18 protein-coding genes are annotated in these 19,143 nt (G+C 72.8%); 10 read left to right on the top strand and 8 right to left on the bottom strand.

The window, feature by feature from the left end:
- Positions 1-18 precede the first annotated feature (18 nt).
- From OHS82_RS36475 to OHS82_RS36460, 4 genes are all read left to right on the top strand, one after another.
- Positions 19-747, top strand: a complete 729-nt coding sequence (locus OHS82_RS36475; protein ID WP_057580791.1) for a type 1 glutamine amidotransferase — start codon at positions 19-21, stop codon at positions 745-747.
- A 208-nt stretch (positions 748-955) separates the two neighbouring features.
- On the top strand, positions 956-1,981 hold the full coding sequence (locus OHS82_RS36470; RefSeq protein WP_057580789.1) for a 6-phosphofructokinase: 1,026 nt from the start codon (positions 956-958) through the stop codon (positions 1,979-1,981).
- Positions 1,982-2,087: 106 nt separating this feature from the next.
- Positions 2,088-3,038, top strand: a complete 951-nt coding sequence (locus OHS82_RS36465) for a cytochrome c oxidase assembly protein (RefSeq protein ID WP_328435363.1) — start codon at positions 2,088-2,090, stop codon at positions 3,036-3,038.
- A 61-nt stretch (positions 3,039-3,099) separates the two neighbouring features.
- The gene (locus OHS82_RS36460; protein ID WP_107105273.1) at positions 3,100-3,270 is read left to right on the top strand and encodes a hypothetical protein; all 171 of its coding nucleotides are present in this window, start codon (positions 3,100-3,102) and stop codon (positions 3,268-3,270) included.
- Here OHS82_RS36460 and OHS82_RS36455 read toward each other — a convergent pair whose 3' ends face one another.
- From OHS82_RS36455 to OHS82_RS36440, 4 genes are read right to left on the bottom strand one after another with little or no spacing between them, the layout of a single operon-like run.
- On the bottom strand, positions 3,271-4,476 hold the full coding sequence (locus OHS82_RS36455; protein WP_057580785.1) for a sensor histidine kinase: 1,206 nt from the start codon (positions 4,474-4,476) through the stop codon (positions 3,271-3,273).
- Positions 4,473-6,197 (bottom strand): sodium/solute symporter, encoded by a 1,725-nt coding sequence (locus tag OHS82_RS36450; protein ID WP_057580784.1) that lies wholly within the window; start codon positions 6,195-6,197, stop codon positions 4,473-4,475. Before OHS82_RS36450 ends, OHS82_RS36455 begins: the two co-directional genes overlap by 4 nt.
- A 13-nt stretch (positions 6,198-6,210) precedes the next feature.
- The gene (locus OHS82_RS36445) at positions 6,211-6,609 is read right to left on the bottom strand and encodes a hypothetical protein (protein ID WP_057580782.1); all 399 of its coding nucleotides are present in this window, start codon (positions 6,607-6,609) and stop codon (positions 6,211-6,213) included.
- A 2-nt stretch (positions 6,610-6,611) separates the two neighbouring features.
- Positions 6,612-7,361, bottom strand: coding sequence for a LytR/AlgR family response regulator transcription factor (locus tag OHS82_RS36440; RefSeq protein WP_057580780.1), 750 nt, complete (start codon positions 7,359-7,361; stop codon positions 6,612-6,614).
- 77 nt (positions 7,362-7,438) lie between these two features.
- Here OHS82_RS36440 and OHS82_RS36435 point away from each other — a divergent pair, with 77 nt between their 5' ends.
- From OHS82_RS36435 to OHS82_RS36410, 6 genes are all read left to right on the top strand, one after another.
- A complete protein-coding gene (locus OHS82_RS36435; RefSeq protein ID WP_057580778.1) occupies positions 7,439-7,924 on the top strand; it encodes an Lrp/AsnC family transcriptional regulator in 486 nt (161 codons plus the stop codon).
- Between the two features lie 184 nt (positions 7,925-8,108).
- A complete protein-coding gene (ddaH, locus tag OHS82_RS36430) occupies positions 8,109-8,930 on the top strand; it encodes a dimethylargininase (RefSeq protein ID WP_057580776.1) in 822 nt (273 codons plus the stop codon).
- Complete coding sequence (rocD, locus tag OHS82_RS36425) at positions 8,927-10,156, top strand: ornithine--oxo-acid transaminase (protein ID WP_328435358.1); 1,230 nt, start codon at positions 8,927-8,929, stop codon at positions 10,154-10,156. The genes ddaH and rocD overlap by 4 nt, the downstream gene beginning before the upstream one ends.
- Positions 10,157-10,290: 134 nt before the next feature.
- Positions 10,291-12,858, top strand: a complete 2,568-nt coding sequence (locus tag OHS82_RS36420) for a SpoIIE family protein phosphatase (protein ID WP_328435356.1) — start codon at positions 10,291-10,293, stop codon at positions 12,856-12,858.
- A gap of 67 nt (positions 12,859-12,925) precedes the next feature.
- Positions 12,926-14,179, top strand: a complete 1,254-nt coding sequence (locus OHS82_RS36415) for a PP2C family protein-serine/threonine phosphatase (protein WP_057580774.1) — start codon at positions 12,926-12,928, stop codon at positions 14,177-14,179.
- A gap of 138 nt (positions 14,180-14,317) precedes the next feature.
- Complete coding sequence (locus OHS82_RS36410; RefSeq protein WP_057580772.1) at positions 14,318-15,058, top strand: lysophospholipid acyltransferase family protein; 741 nt, start codon at positions 14,318-14,320, stop codon at positions 15,056-15,058.
- Between the two features lie 110 nt (positions 15,059-15,168).
- Here OHS82_RS36410 and OHS82_RS36405 read toward each other — a convergent pair whose 3' ends face one another.
- From OHS82_RS36405 to OHS82_RS36390, 4 genes are all read right to left on the bottom strand, one after another.
- The gene (locus OHS82_RS36405) at positions 15,169-16,770 is read right to left on the bottom strand and encodes an alpha/beta hydrolase (protein WP_328435353.1); all 1,602 of its coding nucleotides are present in this window, start codon (positions 16,768-16,770) and stop codon (positions 15,169-15,171) included.
- A 119-nt stretch (positions 16,771-16,889) separates the two neighbouring features.
- Positions 16,890-17,648 (bottom strand): urease accessory protein UreD, encoded by a 759-nt coding sequence (locus tag OHS82_RS36400; RefSeq protein WP_328435351.1) that lies wholly within the window; start codon positions 17,646-17,648, stop codon positions 16,890-16,892.
- A gap of 1 nt (position 17,649) precedes the next feature.
- Positions 17,650-18,327, bottom strand: coding sequence for an urease accessory protein UreG (gene ureG / locus OHS82_RS36395; RefSeq protein WP_057580766.1), 678 nt, complete (start codon positions 18,325-18,327; stop codon positions 17,650-17,652).
- A 132-nt stretch (positions 18,328-18,459) separates the two neighbouring features.
- Positions 18,460-19,134 (bottom strand): urease accessory protein UreF, encoded by a 675-nt coding sequence (locus OHS82_RS36390; RefSeq protein WP_057580764.1) that lies wholly within the window; start codon positions 19,132-19,134, stop codon positions 18,460-18,462.
- Positions 19,135-19,143 lie beyond the last annotated feature (9 nt).

Raw genomic sequence — 19,143 nt, 5'->3', positions numbered from 1 at the left:
AAGGACGATCCCATTCCCATGAGCGACAACCAACTGCGGCTGGTGTGGATCTACCCGGACCTGCTGAGCACCTACGGGGACCAGGGCAACGCCCTCGTCGTGGAGCGCCGCGCGCGCCAGCGCGGCCTCGACGTGGCGCGGCTCGACGTGCGCAGCGACCAGCCGATCCCGACCTCCGGCGACATCTACCTCATCGGCGGCGGCGAGGACCGGCCGCAGCGGCTCGCGGCGGAGCGGCTGCGGCGGGACGCGCACCTGTACCAGGCGGTGAACAACGGCGCGATCGTGTTCGCGGTCTGCGCCGGCTACCAGATCCTCGGCCACGAGTTCGTCAACGACCTCGGCCAGCGCGAGCCCGGCCTCGGGCTGCTGGACGTGACGACGACGCGCGGCGAGGGCGAGCGGTGCGTCGGCGACGTGCTCGGCGACATCGACCCGCGGCTCGGCCTGCCCCAGCTGACCGGCTTCGAGAACCACCAGGGCGTCACCCACCTCGGCCCGACCGCCCGTCCGCTGGCCCGCGTCCAGCTCGGCAAGGGCAACGGCACCGGCGACGGCACCGAGGGCGCGTACAACGACACCGTGTTCGGCACGTACATGCACGGTCCGGTGCTCGCGCGCAACCCGCTGATCGCGGACCTGCTGCTGAAGCTGGCGCTCGACGTGAACGCGCTGCCGCCGATCGACGACCGCTGGTACGAGGCGCTGCGCAGCGAGCGCATCGCCGCCGCTCAGCAGCCCGCGTGACCTGACAGCCCGCGCGACCTGTGTGTTCACCTGATCTTCAGGGCGCCGTCAGCAGCCCGTCTGACGGCGCGTCCGCACAGGTGAGCAGATGCGTCCAGCAGGCGGACGCATGCTTCGGCCCCGCCCCCTCCTGCCGCTAGGGTGGCGGGGATTCGAGCCGGACAGTGTGGTCCGGACCAGGCCCACGTGGAGAAGGTTGTTTCGGGCTATGCGCATTGGTGTCCTCACGTCCGGCGGCGACTGCCCCGGCCTGAACGCCGTCATCCGGTCCGTCGTGCACCGCGCCGTCGTCGACCACGGCGACGAGGTCATCGGCTTCCGGGACGGCTGGAAGGGCCTCCTGGAGTGCGACTACCTCAAGCTCGACCTCGACGCGGTGGGCGGCATCCTCGCCCGCGGCGGCACCATCCTCGGCTCCTCACGGGTCCAGCCCTCGCATCTGCGGGACGGCGTGGAGCGGGCCAAGGGGCACGTCCAGGACCTCGGTCTCGACGCGATCATCCCGATCGGCGGTGAGGGCACCCTCAAGGCGGCCCGGCTGATGTCCGACAGCGGACTGCCCGTCGTCGGCGTGCCGAAGACCATCGACAACGACATCGCCGTCACCGACGTGACCTTCGGCTTCGACACGGCCGTCGGCGTCGCGACCGACGCGCTGGACCGGCTGAAGACCACCGCCGAGTCGCACCAGCGGGTGCTGGTGGTCGAGGTCATGGGGCGGCACACCGGCTGGATAGCGCTGCACTCCGGTATGGCGGCCGGCGCGCACGCCATCGTCGTGCCGGAACGGCCCTTCGACATCGAGGAGCTGGCCCGCCGGGTCGGCGAGCGGTTCGAGGCGGGCAAGCGGTTCGCGATCGTGGTCGCGGCGGAGGGCGCCAAGCCGGCGCCCGGCGGCATGGCCTTCGACGAGGGCGCCAAGGACGTCTACGGGCACGAGCGGTTCGCCGGCATCGCCCGGCAGCTCTCCATCGAGCTGGAGTCCCGGCTCGGCAAGGAGGCCCGGCCGGTGATCCTGGGCCATGTGCAGCGCGGCGGCACGCCCACCGCGTACGACCGGGTGCTGGCCACGCGGTTCGGCTGGCACGCGGTGGAGGCCGTGCACCGCGGCGAGTTCGGCCACATGACGGCCCTGCGCGGCACGGACATCGTGATGGTGCCGCTGGCGGAGGCCGTGGAGACGCTGAAGACGGTCCCCGAGGAGCGGTACGCCGAGGCGGAGACCGTCCTGTAGGAGGGTCACGGCTGCGGCTGCCCCCGGTGACGGTGATCACCGGGGGCGGTTCTACTCTTGGGGCGGCAGGAAACGTACAACCCCCCACGAATCAGGAGCCGGCGCAATGGACCACGGCGGGCACGGCATGACGATGGATCTGCCGCCGTTCACGCTGGGACGGGGCCTTCAGTGGTCGGCGGACCCGTTCTTCCTCGTCGCCTGTCTCCTGGCGCTCGGACTCTACGGATGGGGCGTGCTGCGGCTGCGCCGGCGCGGGGACGCCTGGCCCGTCGGACGGACGGTGTCGTTCGCCGTCGGCGTGCTGACCGTCATGCTGGTGATGTGCACCGGGCTGAACGACTACGGCATGGTCATGTTCAGCGTGCACATGGTGCAGCACATGGTGATCAGCATGCTGTCGCCGATCCTGCTGCTGCTCGGCGCTCCCATGACCCTCGCGCTGCGCGCGCTGCCGGCCGCCGGCAAGGGGCGCAAGGGACCGCGCGAGCTGCTGCTGATGCTCCTGCACAGTCGCTACATGCGGATCATCACCCACCCCGCGTTCACCATCCCGCTGTTCATCGCGAGCCTCTACGCCCTGTACTTCACCCCGCTGTTCGACTTCCTGATGGGCTCGAGGACGGGGCACCTCGCGATGATGGTGCACTTCCTCGCCGTCGGCGTGGTGTTCTTCTGGCCGATCATCGGCGTGGATCCGGGCCCGAACCGGCCGGGCTATCTGATGCGGATGCTGGAACTCTTCGCGGGCATGCCGTTCCACGCGTTCTTCGGCATCGCGCTGATGATGGCCTCGCAGCCGATGGTGAAGACGTTCGAGAACCCGCCGGCCTCCCTCGGCATCGACGCCCTCACCGACCAGAACGCGGCCGGCGGCATCGCCTGGGCGTTCAGCGAGATCCCGTCCGTGCTGGTGCTGATCGCGCTGCTCTTCCAGTGGTACGGCTCCGAGCAGCGCCAGGCCCGGCGCAAGGACCGGGCCGCCGACCGCGACGGGGACCAGGAGCTGGAGGCCTACAACGCCTATCTTGCGTCACTCGACGCACGCGGGCGCTGATCCCGGGGCACCATGGAGGGGGACCCGCCCGGCGGAGGGCGGCCCTGAGGAGGGTGTCGCGATGGCCGGTACCACGGACAGTTCCACGAAGACCATGGGGGTGCTCACCGTCGGCGGCCTCGTCGCGGTGACCGCCTACACGGTGGCGCTCGGCAGCAACGGCTGGCTGTGGTTCGGCTGGGTGGTGCTCGGGCTGATCACCCTCGCCCTGGTCGTGATGCGGACCACCTGATCACCCGGGGCCGAGCCGGGCCGCCGAGTGCACGCCCGGCTGGTACTTCGGCAGCCGGGCGGTGATCTTCATACCCGCCCCGAGGGCCGTCTCGATGACCAGGCCGTGGTCGTCGCCGTAGACCTGCCGCAGCCGGTCGTCCACGTTGGACAGGCCGATCCCGCCGGAGGGACCGACCTCGCCGGCCAGGATGCGGCGCAGCGCCACCGGGTCCATGCCGGCGCCGTCGTCCTCGATGACGACGAGGGCCTCGGCGCCGGCGTCCTGCGCGGTGATCTGGATGTGGCAGGTGCCGGCCTTCCCCTCCAGACCGTGTTTGACGGCGTTCTCCACCAGCGGCTGGAGGCAGAGGAAGGGCAGCGCGACCGGGAGCACCTCGGGGGCGATCTGCAGGGTGACGGCGAGCCGGTCGCCGAAGCGGGCCCGCACCAGCGCGAGGTAGTGGTCGATGGCGTGCAGCTCGTCGGCGAGGGTGGTGAAGTCGCCGTGCCTGCGGAACGAGTAGCGGGTGAAGTCGGCGAACTCCAGCAGCAGTTCGCGGGCGCGCTCGGGGTCGGTGCGGACGAACGAGGCGATCACGGCGAGGGAGTTGAAGATGAAGTGCGGGGAGATCTGGGCGCGCAGGGCCTTGATCTCCGCCTCGATCAGTCGGGTGCGCGACTGGTCGAGGTCGGCCAGTTCCAGCTGCACGCTCACCCAGCGGGCCACCTCGCCGGCCGCCCGGACCAGCACGGCGGACTCGCGGGGTGCGCAGGCGACGAGCGCGCCGTGCACCCGGTCGTCGACGGTGAGCGGGGCGACCACGGCCCAGCGGACGGGGCAGTCGGCGTGCTCGCAGGCCAGCCGGAAGGCCTCGCCGCGGCCGCTCTCCAGCGGACCGGCCAGCCGTTCCATGATCTCGGCGCGGTGATGGGACCCCACTCCGTCCCAGACCAGCACCTGCTCCTCGTCGGTCAGGCACAGGGCGTCCGTGCCGAGCAGGGTGCGCAGCCTGCGGGCCGATCTGCGGGCGGTCTCCTCGGTGAGTCCGGCCCTCAGCGGGGGCGCGGCGAGGGACGCGGTGTGCAGGGTCTGGAACGTGGCGTGCTCGACGGGGGTGCCGAGGCCCCCGAGGCGTTCCGGCCGTCCGGTCCGCCGCCCGAGCCAGAAGCCGGCGGCGAGGAACGGCAGGATGGCGATGCAGACGCCCGCGAGGAAGCCGCTCACGGCTTCGTCTCCGCCGCCTGTGCGGTGCGGAGTTCCTCCGGCAGGTGGAAACGGGCCAGGATGGCGGAGGTGCCGGACGGGACGCGGTTCGGGGTGGCCAGGGACACCAGGATCATGGTGAGGAAGCCGAGTGGCACGGACCACAGGGCGGGCCAGGCGAGCAGGGCGTGGGCCGGGCCCGCGCCGGGGAGGCCGGCCATGGTCGCGGCGACCGCGACGAACGCCGATCCGCCGCCGACCAGCATTCCGGCGGCCGCGCCGGGCGGCGTCAGCCGGCGCCACCAGATGCCGAGCACCAGCAGCGGGCAGAACGAGGACGCCGACACCGCGAAGGCCAGCCCCACGGCGTCGGCCACCGGCAGTCCGCCCACCAGCAGGCTGGCGGCCAGCGGGACGGCCATGGCGAGCCCGGTGCCGAGCCGGAAGTGCCGGACGCCGCGGGTCGGCAGGACGTCCTGGGCGAGCACCCCCGCCACCGCCATCGTCAGTCCGGACGCCGTGGACAGGAACGCGGCGAACGCGCCGCCGGCGACCAGCGCGCCGAGCAGCTCGCCGCCGAGGCCGCCGATCATCCGGTCGGGCAGCAGCAGCACGGCGGCGTCCGCGTCGCCGGTGAGGGCGAGCTCGGGCGTGTAGAGACGGCCGAGGGCGCCGTAGACGGGCGGCAGGAGGTAGAACGCGCCGATCAGGGCGAGGACGGCGACCGTGGTGCGGCGGGCGGCGACGCCGTGCGGGCTGGTGTAGAAGCGCACGACGACGTGCGGCAGGCCCATGGTGCCGAGGAACGTGGCGAGGATCAGCCCGTAGGTGGCGTACAGGGGCCGCTCCTCACGGCTCGCGGCGAGCGAGGTGGACATGCCGCCGCTGGTTCCGCGTTCCGCGGCGGGGACCGCGGCCCCCTCGGTGAAGGTGAGGCGGGCGCCCCGCTCGATGCGGTGGGTGCCGGCGGACAGCCGGAGCACCGCGTCCTCGTGCGGGCGGCCGTCGACCGTGCCGTCCACGGTCACGGTCAGGGGGCGGTCCAGCTTCAGGTCCAGGGTGTCGCCGACCCGGACCACCCGCTGGTCGCGGAAGGCCGCCGGCTCCTCGAAGACGTCGCGGGGCGCGCCGTCGCTCTGCCAGGCGAGGACCAGGAAGAGGACGGGGACGAGGAGGGCGGTGAGTTTGAGCCAGTACTGGAAGGCCTGCACGAAGGTGATGCTGCGCATGCCGCCCGCGGCGACGGTGGCCGTGACGACCAGGGCGACGATCAGCCCGCCGAGGGAGTCCGGAGCGCCGGTGAGCACCGTCAACGTCAGCCCTGCGCCCTGAAGTTGGGGCAGCAGGTACAGCCAGCCCACGCCGACGACGAACGCGCCCGCGAGCCGTCTCACGGCCTGCGAGGCGAGCCTCGCCTCGGCGAAGTCGGGGAGGGTGTAGGCGCCGGAGCGGCGCAGCGGAGCCGCGACGAAGAGCAGCAGGACGAGGTAGCCGGCGGTGTAGCCGACCGGGTACCAGAGCATGTCGGGGCCCTGGACGAGGACGAGGCCCGCGATGCCGAGGAAGGACGCGGCGGAGAGGTACTCGCCGCTGATGGCGGCCGCGTTGAGGCGGGGGCCGACGGTTCGGGAGGCCACGTAGAAGTCGGAGGTGGTGCGGGAGATGCGCAGGCCGAAGGCGCCGACGAGCACGGTCGCGACGACCACCAGGGCGACGGCGGGGACGGCGAAGGTCGAGTTCATCGCCTCGTCGCCCTCACCGGTCCTCGACCAGCCGGACGAAGTCCCGTTCGTTGCGCTCGGCGCGGCGCACGTACCACCGGGCGAGCAGGACGAGCGGGGCGTACAGGCAGAAGCCGAGGACCGCCCATTCGAGGCGGTGGGCGTCGGGCATCGCCGCGAAGAGCAGCGGCAGCGGGCCGACGAGGAGCGCGAGGACGGCGAACACCGTGAGGGCGGCGCGCAGTTGGGACCGCATCAGGGAGCGGACGTAGGTGTCGCCCAGGGTCGTCTGCTCGTCGATCTCGGTGCGCGGGCGGTAGTAGCCGGAGGTGTGCGGGTAACGCCCGCGCGAGCGGAGCCGGGCGTGGGGAAGGGCGCGGCGGCCGGGGCGGGTGACGACGACACGTCGTTCGACGGGGTCCTGATGGGGCACGGTCAGGGCCTCCTCATCAGCAGGTCCCGCAGTTCGCGGGCGTGCCGACGGCTGACCTGGAGTTCCTCGCCGCCGACGAGGACGCTCACCGTGCCCGCGTCGAGCCGGAGTTCGCCTATGTGGCGCAGGGCGACGAGATGGCGGCGGTGGATGCGGACGAAGCCGCGGGCGCTCCAGCGGTCCTCCAGGGTGGACAGCGGGATGCGGACGAGGTGGCTGCCGCGGTCGGTGTGCAGCCGGGCGTAGTCGCCCTGCGCCTCGACGTGGGTGATGTCGTCGACGGCGACGAAGCGGGTCACGCCGCCGAGTTCGACGGGTATGTGGTCGGGGTCGGGTTCGTGGACCGGGATGCGGGGTGCGGCGCCGCGCAGTTCGGCGGCGCGGCGGACGGCCTCCGCGAGGCGTTCCTTGCGGACCGGTTTGAGGACGTAGTCGACGGCCTTGAGGTCGAAGGCCTGGACGGCGAAGTCCTCGTGGGCGGTGACGAAGACGACCAGCGGCGGCCGGGCGAAGCCGGTGAGCAGGCGGGCCAGGTCGAGGCCGTCGAGGCCGGGCATCTGGATGTCGAGGAAGACGACGTCGACGGCCTCGGGGCCGTCGGGTCCGGACTCCAGGGCCCGGTTGATGCGGCGCAGCGCCTCGGTCGCGTCGCCGGCGCCCTCCACGCTGCCGATGCGGGGGTCGGCGGAGAGCAGGTAGAGCAGCTCCTCCAGCGAGGGGCGTTCGTCGTCGACGGCGAGGGCGCGCAGCATGAAGGTGGAGTGTAGGGGCGATCGGCGCGGCGGGACACGTACGGGGCCTGGACGTTCGTGCTGGATACAGTGCGGGCATGAACGACGGCGGCGCCCTTTTCGACGATCTCGACCGGAAGATCATCACCGCGTTGATGGCGAACGCCAGGACGAGCTTCGCCGAGATCGGCACGGCCGTCGGGCTGTCCTCGACGGCCGTCAAGCGCCGGGTGGACCGGTTGCGGGACACCGGGGTGATCACGGGGTTCACGGCCACCGTGCAGCCGGCGGCGCTGGGCTGGAGCACGGAGGCCTACGTCGAGGTGTACTGCGAGGGCGCCGCCCCGCCGAGGCGGCTGGCGGAGGTGGTGCGCAACCATCCGGAGATCACCGCGGCGATGACGGTGACGGGCGGCGCGGACGCGCTGCTGCACGTGCGGGCGCGGGACGTGGAGCACTTCGAGGAGGTGCTGGAGCGGATCAGGGTCGAGCCGTTCATCCGGAAGACGATCAGCGTGATGGTGCTGTCGCATCTGCTGCCGGAGAGCCCGGAGGCGGGCGCGACGCAGCCCGCTCCCGAATAAACCTGCGAACAGACCTGCGCAGACGCAGCGAACCTGCGTCGACGGGGTGAATCACGCAGCGTTCGTGCGTGAACACGCAATGCTCGTTGCTTGTCGGGCCTCCCCGTCAGTTCCTACCGTGGTGTCAACCCTCAGTCGACTCCGCAGGAAGGTCGACACCGCAGGAAAACGGAGGAACCCCTCTGTGTCCGAAAGCCGTGTGCGGCGCCCCCGGCGCTTCCTCGTCTGCGAACCCAGACACTTCGCGGTGCAGTACGCGATCAATCCCTGGATGCATCCCGACACCCCCGTCGACGTCGATCTCGCCCAGGCGCAGTGGCAGGGGCTGATCAGCGCCTACCGCAGCCACGGCCACACCGTGGACACCGTGGAGCCGGCTCCCGGCCTGCCGGACATGGTCTTCGCCGCGAACTCGGCGGTCGTCGTCGCCGGCCGTGTCTTCGGCTCCCTGTTCCACGCGCCCGAGCGGCGTCCCGAGTCCGTCCACTACGACACCTGGTTCAAGGCGGCGGGCTACGAGGTCCACCGGCCGGAGTCCGTCTGCGAGGGCGAGGGCGACCTGGTGTGGACGGGCCGGTACGTGCTGGCCGGCACCGGGTTCCGCACGACCCGGGAGGCGCACCGGGAGGTGCAGGAGTTCTTCGGCCACCCGGTGATCAGCCTGACCCTGGTGGATCCGCACTTCTACCACCTGGACACGGCGCTGTTCGTCCTGGACGGCGGGCACGACGGAAACATCGCGTACTACCCGGAGGCGTTCTCGCAGGGCAGCCGCGAGGTGCTCGCCCGGCTGTACCCGGACGCGGTGCTCGCCACCCGCGACGACGCCATGGCGTTCGGCCTGAACTCGGTGTCCGACGGCCGTCACGTGTTCATCGCGCCCCGGGCCGAGGCCCTCGCCGCCCGGCTCGGCGAGCGCGGCTATGTCCCCGTCCCCGTCGACCTCTCGGAGTTCCAGAAGGCCGGCGGCGGCATCAAGTGCTGCACTCAGGAGATCCGTTCATGACCGCACCCGTCGTCCCGACGCGTTCCTCCGCCGATCTGATCCGCGCCGAGGAGCCGGTCCTCGCGCACAACTACCATCCGCTGCCCGTGGTCGTCGCGAGCGCCGAGGGCGCGTGGGTGCAGGACGTCGAGGGCCGCCGCTACCTCGACATGCTGGCCGGCTACTCGGCCCTCAACTTCGGCCACCGGCACCCGGCGCTGATCGAGGCGGCCCACCGCCAGCTGGACCGTCTCACGCTCACCTCCCGCGCCTTCCACAACGACCGCCTGGCCGAGTTCGCCGAGCGGCTCGCGGAGCTGACCGGTCTGGACATGGTCCTGCCGATGAACACGGGCGCGGAGGCGGTCGAGAGCGGCGTCAAGGTGGCCCGCAAGTGGGCGTACGAGGTGAAGGGCGTCCCCGCCGACCGGGCGACCATCGTGGTCGCCGCCGACAACTTCCACGGCCGCACGACGACGATCGTGAGCTTCTCGACGGACGAGACGGCCCGGGCGGGCTTCGGCCCGTTCACGCCGGGTTTCCGGATCGTGCCGTACAACGACCTGGCTGCGCTGGAGGCGGCGGTCGACGAGACGACGGCGGCGGTGTTGATCGAGCCTATCCAGGGCGAGGCCGGCGTCGTCGTCCCCGACGACGGCTATCTGGCCGGGGTGCGGGAGCTGACCCGCCGGACGAACTGCCTGTTCGTCGCGGACGAGATCCAGTCCGGGCTCGGGCGGACCGGGCGCACGCTGGCCGTGGAGCACGAGGGGGTCGTGCCCGACGTGCTGCTCCTCGGCAAGGCGCTGGGCGGCGGCATCGTGCCGGTGTCGGCGGTGGTGGCCCGGCGGGAGGTGCTGTCGGTGCTGCGGCCCGGCGAGCACGGGTCGACGTTCGGCGGCAATCCGCTGGCCGCCGCGGTCGGCACGGCCGTGGTGGAGCTGCTGGAGACGGGTGAATTCCAGCGCCGGGCGGCCGAACTGGGCGTCGTGCTGCGCGAGGGGCTGACCTCGCTGATCGGCAAGGGCGTCGTCGGCTTCCGCTCGCGCGGGCTGTGGGCGGGGGTCGACGTGGACCCGGCCCTCGGCACGGGCCGCGAGGTGAGCGAGCGCCTCATGCGGGAGGGCGTCCTGGTCAAGGACACCCATGGCTCGACCATCCGGCTGGCGCCGCCGCTGACCATCACCGGCGAGGAACTGGCCGCGGCGCTGGGCGCGTTGGAGCGGGTGCTGACGCGGGGCGCCTGACGGGTCCGCCGTCCCCCCGGGGCCGGTGCGGGTGGGTCCCGCGTCGCCCCGGGTGGCCCGGCCGCACTTGTGCAGGCAGGGTGAAGATTGGGTCGGGAGGTGGTAGACCACTCTCAGCGACAGAGAGGCCGGCCGTGGGCATTGAGGACGAGGACGACACTGCCCGCCGGCGGTTCGACGTGGCGGACACCGCGCCCCTGCTGCTCGACGAGCGGGGCGTGGTGACGAGCTGGACCAGGGACGCCGAGCGGCTGCTGGGGTATCCGGCGGCCGAGGCCGTGGGCAGCGACCTGGCCGCACTGCTCACCCGCGCCGACGCCGGACGGGTGCCGGACGTCCTCGCGCGGTGCCGCGAGGACGGCGGCTGGGCGGGGCTGCTGTCGGCTCGCCGCAGGGACGGGCGCCCGGTGCCGGTCATGGTGCGTCTGACCTCCGCCCACGAGCCCGGCGGTCCCGCGCGCTGGCTGGCCCTGCTGAACGAGATGTCCGACGCCCCGGGCTGGAACATGAGCCGCTCGGTGCTGGAGCAGATGGTCGGCGACTCCCCGATCGGCATAGCCATCGTCAACACCGATCTGCGTTTCGTGTGGTCCAACGCGGCCCTGGCGCGATTCGGCGGCGGGCCTCCGGAGCGCCGGCTGGGGCTGCGGCTCGCGGATGTGCAGCCGGGCCTGGACTCCGCGTCGATCGAGGCGCAGATGCGCCGGGTGCTGGAGTCCGGGGAGCCCGTCATCGGCTACGAGCTGTTGGGCAGGGTGCAGGCGGCTCCGCACCGGGAGACGGCGCACATGCTGTCCTTCACCCGGCTGGAGGACGAGCGGGGCGGCCCGATGGGCGTCTACTACACGGTCGTGGACATGACCGAGCGGCACCGCGCCCGGCAGCGGCTCGCCCTGCTCGACCGGGCCGGCCGGCGCATCGGCCGCAGCCTCGACATCACCCGGACGGCACAGGAACTGGCGGACGTGGCGGTGCCGGACTTCGCCGACGTCGTCACCGTGGACCTGCTCGAGCCGGTGCTGCGGGGCGCGGAGCCCGCGCCGGCCCGGCCGGCGGGCGGCCCCGACGACGCCGTGACGCTGCGCAGGGCAGGGCGGCGGCGGGCCGGGGACGCCGAGACGACCCCCGACGCCGATGGTCCGGCCGGGGCAGCCGGGGCCACCGCGGTCGTCTACCCCGCGGGTTCGCCGCCGGTGCGCGCTCTGGCCGACGGACGGCCCTGGCGGGTGGACCGGCTCGAGCCGGTCGGCCCGCGGGAAGCGTGGCGCCCGGGCGGCCCGCAGGACCTGGGCGCCCCGCAGGACGCGGGCCGCCCGCGCGCCGAGCGCGCCGAGGAATGGGCCGCCGTGCTGCCCGCCCGGTCGGGCCCGCCCAGCGCCCTGATCGTGCCCGTACGGGCGCGGGGCACCGTCCTGGGCGTCACCACGTTCCTGCGCGGCGACCGGCGCGAGCCCTTCGACGACGACGACCTGGCGCTCGCCGAGGACCTCGTCTCGCGCGCGGCCGTCTGCGTGGACAACGCCCGGCGCTACACCCGTGAACGGGACGCGGCCCTGGTCCTCCAGCGCAACCTGCTCCCTCGCCGGCTGCCCGAGCAGGACGCCGTCGAGGTGGCCGCCTGCTACCGGCCGGCCGACGAGCTGACCGGCCTCGGCGGGGACTGGTACGACCTGATCCCGCTGTCGGGGGCCCGGGTGGCACTCGTCGTCGGCGAGGTGCCCGGGCACGGCATCGACGCCGCGGCCGCCATGGGACGGGTGCGGACGGCGGTGCGCACCTTGGCCGCGCTGGACCTGCCGCCCGCGGAGATCCTCGCGCACCTCGACGACCTGGTCACCCGCATGGACGAGGAGGAGGACGACACCGGCGACGAGGAGCGCGTCTCGGCGGACGTCCGGTCCGGGACCGACGGCAGGCAAGCGGCGGGGTCGGCGTGCGTGTACGTCGTGTACGACCCGGTCGACGGGAGTTGCGTGATGGCCGCCGCCGGGCACCCCGCGCCGGCCGTCGTGCTGCCCGACGGGACCGTCGACTTCGTCGATCTGCCCCAGGGGCCCGCGCTCGGTGTGGGCGGGCCGCCGTTCGAGTCGGCCGAGCTGCTCCTGCCGGAGGGCAGCACGCTCGCGCTGCACACGGACGGTCTGCTGGGCGACGGCGAGCGGTGGGAGCCGGCCACCGACCGGGAGCGGCTGCGGCAGGCCCTGGAGCGGCCGGCCGACGCCCTCGACCTGCGCTGCCGGACGGTGATCGACGCCCTCGTCCCGGCCCGTCCGTACGACGACGTGGCCCTGCTGATGGCCCGTACCCGCCGCCTGCCGGCCGGCCAGGTGGCCGACTGGGAGCTGCCCGCGGACCCGGCGGCCGTCGCCGAGGCCCGAAAGACCGCGAGCCGCCGGCTGGCGGAGTGGGGGCTCCCGGAGCTCTCGTTCACCACCGAGCTCGTCGTCAGCGAGCTGGTCACCAACGCCATCCGGTACGCCACGGGGCCGATCCGGCTCCGGCTGATCCGGGGGCGGACCCTGTTCTGCGGGGTCTTCGACGGCGGCGCCACCGCGCCCCATCTGCGCCATCCGAGGGCCACCGACGAGGGCGGGCGGGGGCTGCTGCTGGTCTCCCAGGTCACCCAGCGGTGGGGCACCCGCTTCCTCCCCGAGGGCAAGGTCATCTGGGCGGAGCAGTCCCTCACGGACCCCGGCGTGTGATCGACGAGACGCATTCGTCGCATCACGTGAGAAACTGGCGCAAATACCGGCAGATGGGGCGCGAGCCATGAACGACACGTCGATCGACTACGCGGCGGTGTTCCAGGCCCTGCCGGGCATGGTGGCGCTGCTGACGCCCGGGCTGGTGTACGCGGACGCCAACGAGGAGTTCCTGCGGGTGGCCGGCCGCAAGCGCGAGCAGATGGTCGGCCGGCACCTCTTCGACGTCTTCCCCGACAACCCCGAGGACCCCGGCTCGAGCGGCATGCGCAACCTGGAGGCGTCGCTGCAGCGGGTACTGGCCACCGGCGAGCGGGACACCATGGCGCTGCAGCGCTACGACGTCGAGTCGGCCGAACGGCCCGGTGAGTGGGAGGAGCGCTACTGGAGTCCGGTCAACGCCCCCGTGTTCGGTCCGGACGGGTCGGTGGTGCTGCTGGTGCATCGCGTCGAGGAGGTCACCGAGCTGATCCGGGCCCGCGGCGGGCGCGGGTCGGCAGCCGACGGCGCACGGGAGGACAGCCGGGGCAGGGTGCTGGAGGCCGAGCTGTACACGCGCGCCCGTGAGCTGCAGGAGCTCAACGAGCGGCTGCGGCTGGCCCACGCCCGCGAGCGCGAGGTGGCCCTCGCCCTCCAGGAGGCGATGCTGCCGGCCCGCATGCAGGTCGGGCACCACCGGGCCGCGGTGCGCTACCGGCCGGCGGTCGGCGCGCTCAACGTGTGCGGGGACTGGTACGACCTGGTCGACCTGGTCGGCGGCAACCGCATCGGGGTGTCGGTCGGCGACGTCGTCGGACACGGACTGGACGCGGCAGGGGTGATGGGCCAGCTGCGCAGCGCCCTCAGCGCGACCTCCAGGGTGGCCCGGGGACCCGGCGAGGCGCTGAACGTCCTCGGGCGGTACGCGCACGTCGTGAAGGGGGCCGAGTCGGCCACCGCGGTCACCACGTTCATCGACTTCGACCATCACACCATCACCTACAGCAGCGCCGGGCACCCGCCGCCCGTCCTCGTCCACGCCGACGGGCGGGTGGAGTTCCTCGACCGGGCGACCGACCCCCCGCTGGACGCCCGGCCCGACCCGGCCCCGCGGCCCGAGGCGCGCACCACGTACAGCGACGGCGCCACCCTGGCCCTGTACACGGACGGTCTGATCGAGCGACGGCGGGAGGACATCTACACGGGGCTGAACCGGCTCGCGGACGCGCTGGCCCGGCATCGGGACGCCGACCCCGAGAGCCTCGCCGACGCGGTGCTGTGGGAGCTCCTGCCGCCGGGCGGCGCGACCGACGACACCGCCCTGGTCGTCGTACGGCTGTGACGGGCGAGGGGGACGGGGCTTGAACGGCACGGTTCCGACGGTTGCCGCCTGCCCCTACACTGACACCCCACACCATGTCGGTTGACCTGCTGGAACACGGCCTCGAGCCGATCCGCCGGACACGAGGAGCGACACCCTTTGTTCTACTACCTCCTGAAGTACGTGGTGTTGGGGCCGCTGCTGAGACTGCTCTTCCGCCCCCGAATAGAGGGTCTGGAGCATGTGCCGGACTCGGGAGCCGCCATCATCGCGGGCAATCACCTGTCGTTCTCGGACCACTTCCTGATGCCCGCCATCCTCAAACGGCGCATCACGTTCCTCGCGAAGGCCGAGTACTTCACGGGTCCCGGCCTCAAGGGCCGGCTGACCGCGGCCTTCTTCCGCAGTGCGGGCCAGATCCCGGTGGACCGCTCCGGCAAGGAGGCCGGCCAGGCCGCGATCCGCGAAGGTCTGGGGGTGCTGAGCAAGGACGAACTGCTCGGCATCTATCCGGAGGGCACCCGCTCCCACGACGGGCGCCTCTACAAGGGCAAGGTCGGCGTCGCCGTGATGGCCCTGCGGGCGCAGGTGCCGGTGATCCCCTGCGCGATGATCGGCACCTTCGAGGCGCAGCCGCCGGGCAAGATCGTCCCGACCCTGCACCCGGTCGTGATCCGCTTCGGCAAGCCCCTCGACTTCTCCCGCTACCTCGGCATGGAGCACGAGAAGGCGGTACTGCGCGCGATCACCGACGAGATCATGTACGCCATCCTCTCGCTGTCCGAGCAGGAGTACGTCGACCAGTACGCGGCCGTCGCCAAGGCGGAGGAGGCCGCGGCGAAAGCGGAGGCGGAGAAGTCGGGGAAGGGGCGCAGGTTCCCCCGGCTGCCGTCGAAGTGACGACACGTCGGCGCGGAGCACGACACCAGTGAGGGGCGGCCGGATCGATCCGGCCGCCCCTTGTCGCCCTATGGGCGGTGCCCTACGGGCGCCGCCCTACCGCTCGACGGCTACGGCTTGGGCGTGGCGTGCGGTGCGCAGGTCACGTCCGACCGGTCCAGCTTGCCGGTGAGGAGGTAGGCGTCGACCCGGCTGTTGATGCAGGTGTTCACCAGGCTGGTGACACCGTGGGAGCCCGCGCCCTTCTCGGTGATCAGGCGGGAGCCCTGGAAACGCTTGTGCAGCTCCACGGCGCCCTCGTACGGGGTGGCCGCGTCGTTCGTGGACTGCACGATCAGCACCTGCGGCAGACCCTTGTGCGTGGTGACGTGCACCGGAGTCTGCTGCTTGACCGGCCAGGTGGCGCAGGGCAGGTTCATCCAGGCGTTGGCCCACGTCATGAACGGGTGGTTCTTGTGCAGCGCCGTGTTGTCGCGGTCCCACTTCTTCCAGCTGGTGGGCCACTTGGCGTCGGTGCACTCGACGGCCGTGTAGACGGCGTTGCCGTTCTCCGAGGAGATGTTGCCGGCGGTGTCCGTCAGGTCGGGAGACGCCGCGTCGACGAGCGCCTTGGTGTCCCCGGCGAAGTACGCGCTGAAGACCGTGGCGACCGGCACCCACGAGGAGTCGTAGTACGGGGCGCTCTGGAAGAAGGAGATGAGCTCGGCCGGGCCGACGACGCCGCCGATGGGGCTCTTCTTCGCGGTGGCCCGCAGCTGGAGCCACTTCGCCTGGACGGCGGCGCGGGTCGCGCCGAGGTGGAAGGTCGCGTCGTTGGCGGCGACCCAGTCCTGCCAGTCCTTCCAGCGGCCCTCGAAGGCCACGTCCTGGTCGAGGTTGGCCTCGTACCAGACCTTCTCGCGGGAGGGGTTGACCACGCTGTCGACGACCATGCGGCGCAGGTGGCCCGGGAACATGGTGCCGTACACGGCGCCGAGGTAGGTGCCGTAGGAGACGCCGAGGAAATTGAGCTTCCGCTCGCCGAGGGCGGCGCGGATGACGTCCAGGTCGCGCACGGTGTTCGGCGTGGTCATCTGCTGGAGCATGGCCTTGCCGGTGCGCTCGGCGCAGCCCTGCGCGTACTCGCGGGCGAGCTTGCGCTGGGCGTACTTGTCGGCGGTGGTGTCCGGGACCGGGTCGGCCTTGGGCGCCTTGACGAACTCCTGCGGGTCCATGCAGGAGATGGGCGCGGAGTGGCCCACGCCGCGCGGGTCGAAGCCGACGAAGTCGTAGGCCTTGGCCACGTTGGCCCAGACGGGCGCCTTGGTGGTGACGCGGCGCGGGAAGCGCAGACCGGAGCCGCCGGGGCCGCCGGGGTTGTAGACGAGCGCCCCTTGACGCTCCTGAGCCGTGCCCGTGTTGCCGATGCGGTCGACGGCGAGCTTGATCTGCTTGCCGTTCGGCCTGGCGTAGTCGACCGGAACGGTGACCCAGCCGCACTTGATCGGCTTCTCCAGACCCCAGCCGTCCGGGCAGTCCTGCCAGTCGATGCCTGCCTTCGCGGCGCGCTCGGCGGCGATCGCCGCGCCCCGCGCCTCACGGTCCTGTCCCGGACGACTGCTGGTCGCGCTCGCCGTGGGCGCGGTGACGGCGCCGGCGAGCAGAGTCGCGGTGACGAGTATGCCCGCCGAGCCCAGCGCTGCAACGCGCTTGTTCGGTCGTATGTCCTTCAAGTGGGAACTCCCCCTACCTGGTTATGGCGGCAGGGTGGATCCTCGCTGCTGTGAGGCGTCTGAGAAAAGGTGTCGTTGACCTTCTTTGCCAATCCGATAACCGGAGAGGAAGGTACCGTTCACCGGATGCACAGGTCGGCGAGGGCTTCGTCCAGTACGCGGCGCAGCCGGAGTCCGTCGGGCGCGAGGGCCGTGACGAGCGCGGCGGGGCCGGCCAACGGCATCACGCAGGCCTGTTCGCCGACCGTCCGGGCCGCCGCCGGCTGCACCGCGAACTCCGGGCGGACGACGACGAGTTGTCCGACCGCGCGGTGTCCCGCGAGAACGGCGGGACCGTCCCAGCCGCCGGGCGCGCCCGGACCGCAGGCCAGTTCCTGATCGAGGACGGTCCGCCCGGCGACCTTCACGACCAGCCGGCTGGTCAACCGGCCCGGCTCCTCCCCCACCCGCCCGAGCACCTGCTCCTCGCGCAGCACCAGGCGGCCGCCGGCGCCGAGGTCGGCACGCGTGGTGACGTACAGGTCACTGCCGGCGGCGGAGATCAACTGCTCGGGCATCCAGTGCAGTTCGCCTCCGTCGGCGACGGTGAGCCGCACGTCGTAACGCGCCTCGCCCTTGGCCTGACCGGGCAGGGCGATGGTGGCGGCGGCCGAGCCGACCCGCAGCCGGGCCCCCCTGCCGACGTCCGCCTCCACGGCGAACCGGTCACCGCCGAGGGGGCCGCTCATCGCCCCGACGAGCAGGACGCGCGCCTCGTCGCCGACGGCCCGGGTGCGCCGCAGGGCGAGCGGTCCGTCGCTTTCCAGCACGGGCAGGGAGGTGCCCCCGCGCCCGTCGGCGCTCGCCCTGATCCGTGCGGTGGCGCACACCCCGCTCATGTCACGCCGTCCAGGCGGCGAGCAGCGAACGCACCCACGCGGCGACGTCCGCGACGCCGCCGTCGCCGCGCAGGGACTGGAAGACGACGGGCAGTTCGGCCCGCCCCGCCTTCGCGTCGGCGGCCATGCGGGCGAGGTCGGAGCCCACGTACGGCGCGAGGTCGGTCTTGTTGACGACGAGCAGATCGGCGGTGGTGACGCCCGGGCCGCCCTTGCGCGGGATGTCGTCCCCGCCCGCCACGTCGATGACGAAGATCTGGGCGTCCACGAGCCCCTTGGAGAAGGTGGCGGTGAGGTTGTCGCCTCCCGACTCGACCAGGATGAGGTCCAGCGGCCCCACGGCGTCCTCGAGGTCCTCCACTGCTTCGAGGTTGGCGGAGATGTCGTCCCGGATCGCGGTGTGCGGGCAGGCGCCCGTCTCGACGGCCGTGATCCGCTCGGGCGGCAGCACGGCCTCCCGCAGCAGGAACTCGGCGTCCTCCCGGGTGTAGATGTCGTTGGTGACGACGGCCAGGGACAGTTCGTCCCGCAGTGCCCGGCACAGCGCCGCGACGGTGGCGGTCTTGCCGGACCCGACGGGTCCGCCGAGCCCGATGCGCAGCGCGCGCCGCGAGCCGTCGGGCCGCCGGGCGTCGGCGCTCACGGCGGCGGGACCCTGATGGGTGTGATCAAGATGCACGACGGCTCCTATCGGCCGGGCAGGTTGAGCCCGTCCGGCGTGTGAGGACAAGGCCCGTTCAGGGCCGAAGCGGGGGCACGGGGGCGGCGGCCCCCGGGTCAGAACGGGAAGGGGCGGCGGGGGCGGGGAAACTCAGGAGGCGAACAGCCGCATGGGCCAGGCCGCATGCACCTCCGCCCCGATCTCCAGCAGCGGAGCGGACGCGGAGGGCAGCACGTCGACGCCCTCCGTCGGCGCCGCCGTCCCGCAGGCCGCGGCCCGGTCGACGACCATGTCCAGCTCCGGCGCCAGCCTGGCCAGCACGGCGGTCGCCTGGAAGGGGTCGAGGCTCAGCAACCGGACGACGGCGGTGGCCGGTCCGCTCACACTCTCGTAGACCGCGCAGTACGCCGCGTCCGTCGCCCCCAGTCCGGCCGCCCGCGCCGTCAGCCCCCACACAACCGGCTGATGCGCGCCCTTGGGGAACTCCTGGGCCAGCGCGTCCAGTTCGGCGCTCGGCCAGGCCGTCCGGGCGGCCCGCAGCAGCTGCCGGCCGAGTCTGCGCGCGACCAGCCGCAGCGCCGGGGAGGGCGTGCGGGCGTCCGCCGCGGCGTCCAGCCGCGCGGGGTCCGCCCCGGCGGCGGCCGCCGCGGCCAGCGCCGCCGCCACGAGTCCGGCCGTGTGCAGCCTCCCGCGGCAGAACGCCTCGAGGCTCGCCGCGCCGGTGATCCGTCCCGCCTTGACGGCCTCCTCCGCCCCGCCGGAGTGCGCGTGCCCTCCGGCGGGGAAACGGCCGTCGGCGAGGACCAGCAGTGCCGCTCTGGTCACGGTGACCGT

Source organism: Streptomyces sp. NBC_00425 (assembly GCF_036030735.1).
GTDB lineage: Bacteria > Actinomycetota > Actinomycetes > Streptomycetales > Streptomycetaceae > Streptomyces.
This window is presented reverse-complemented; position numbering and strand designations above follow the sequence as displayed.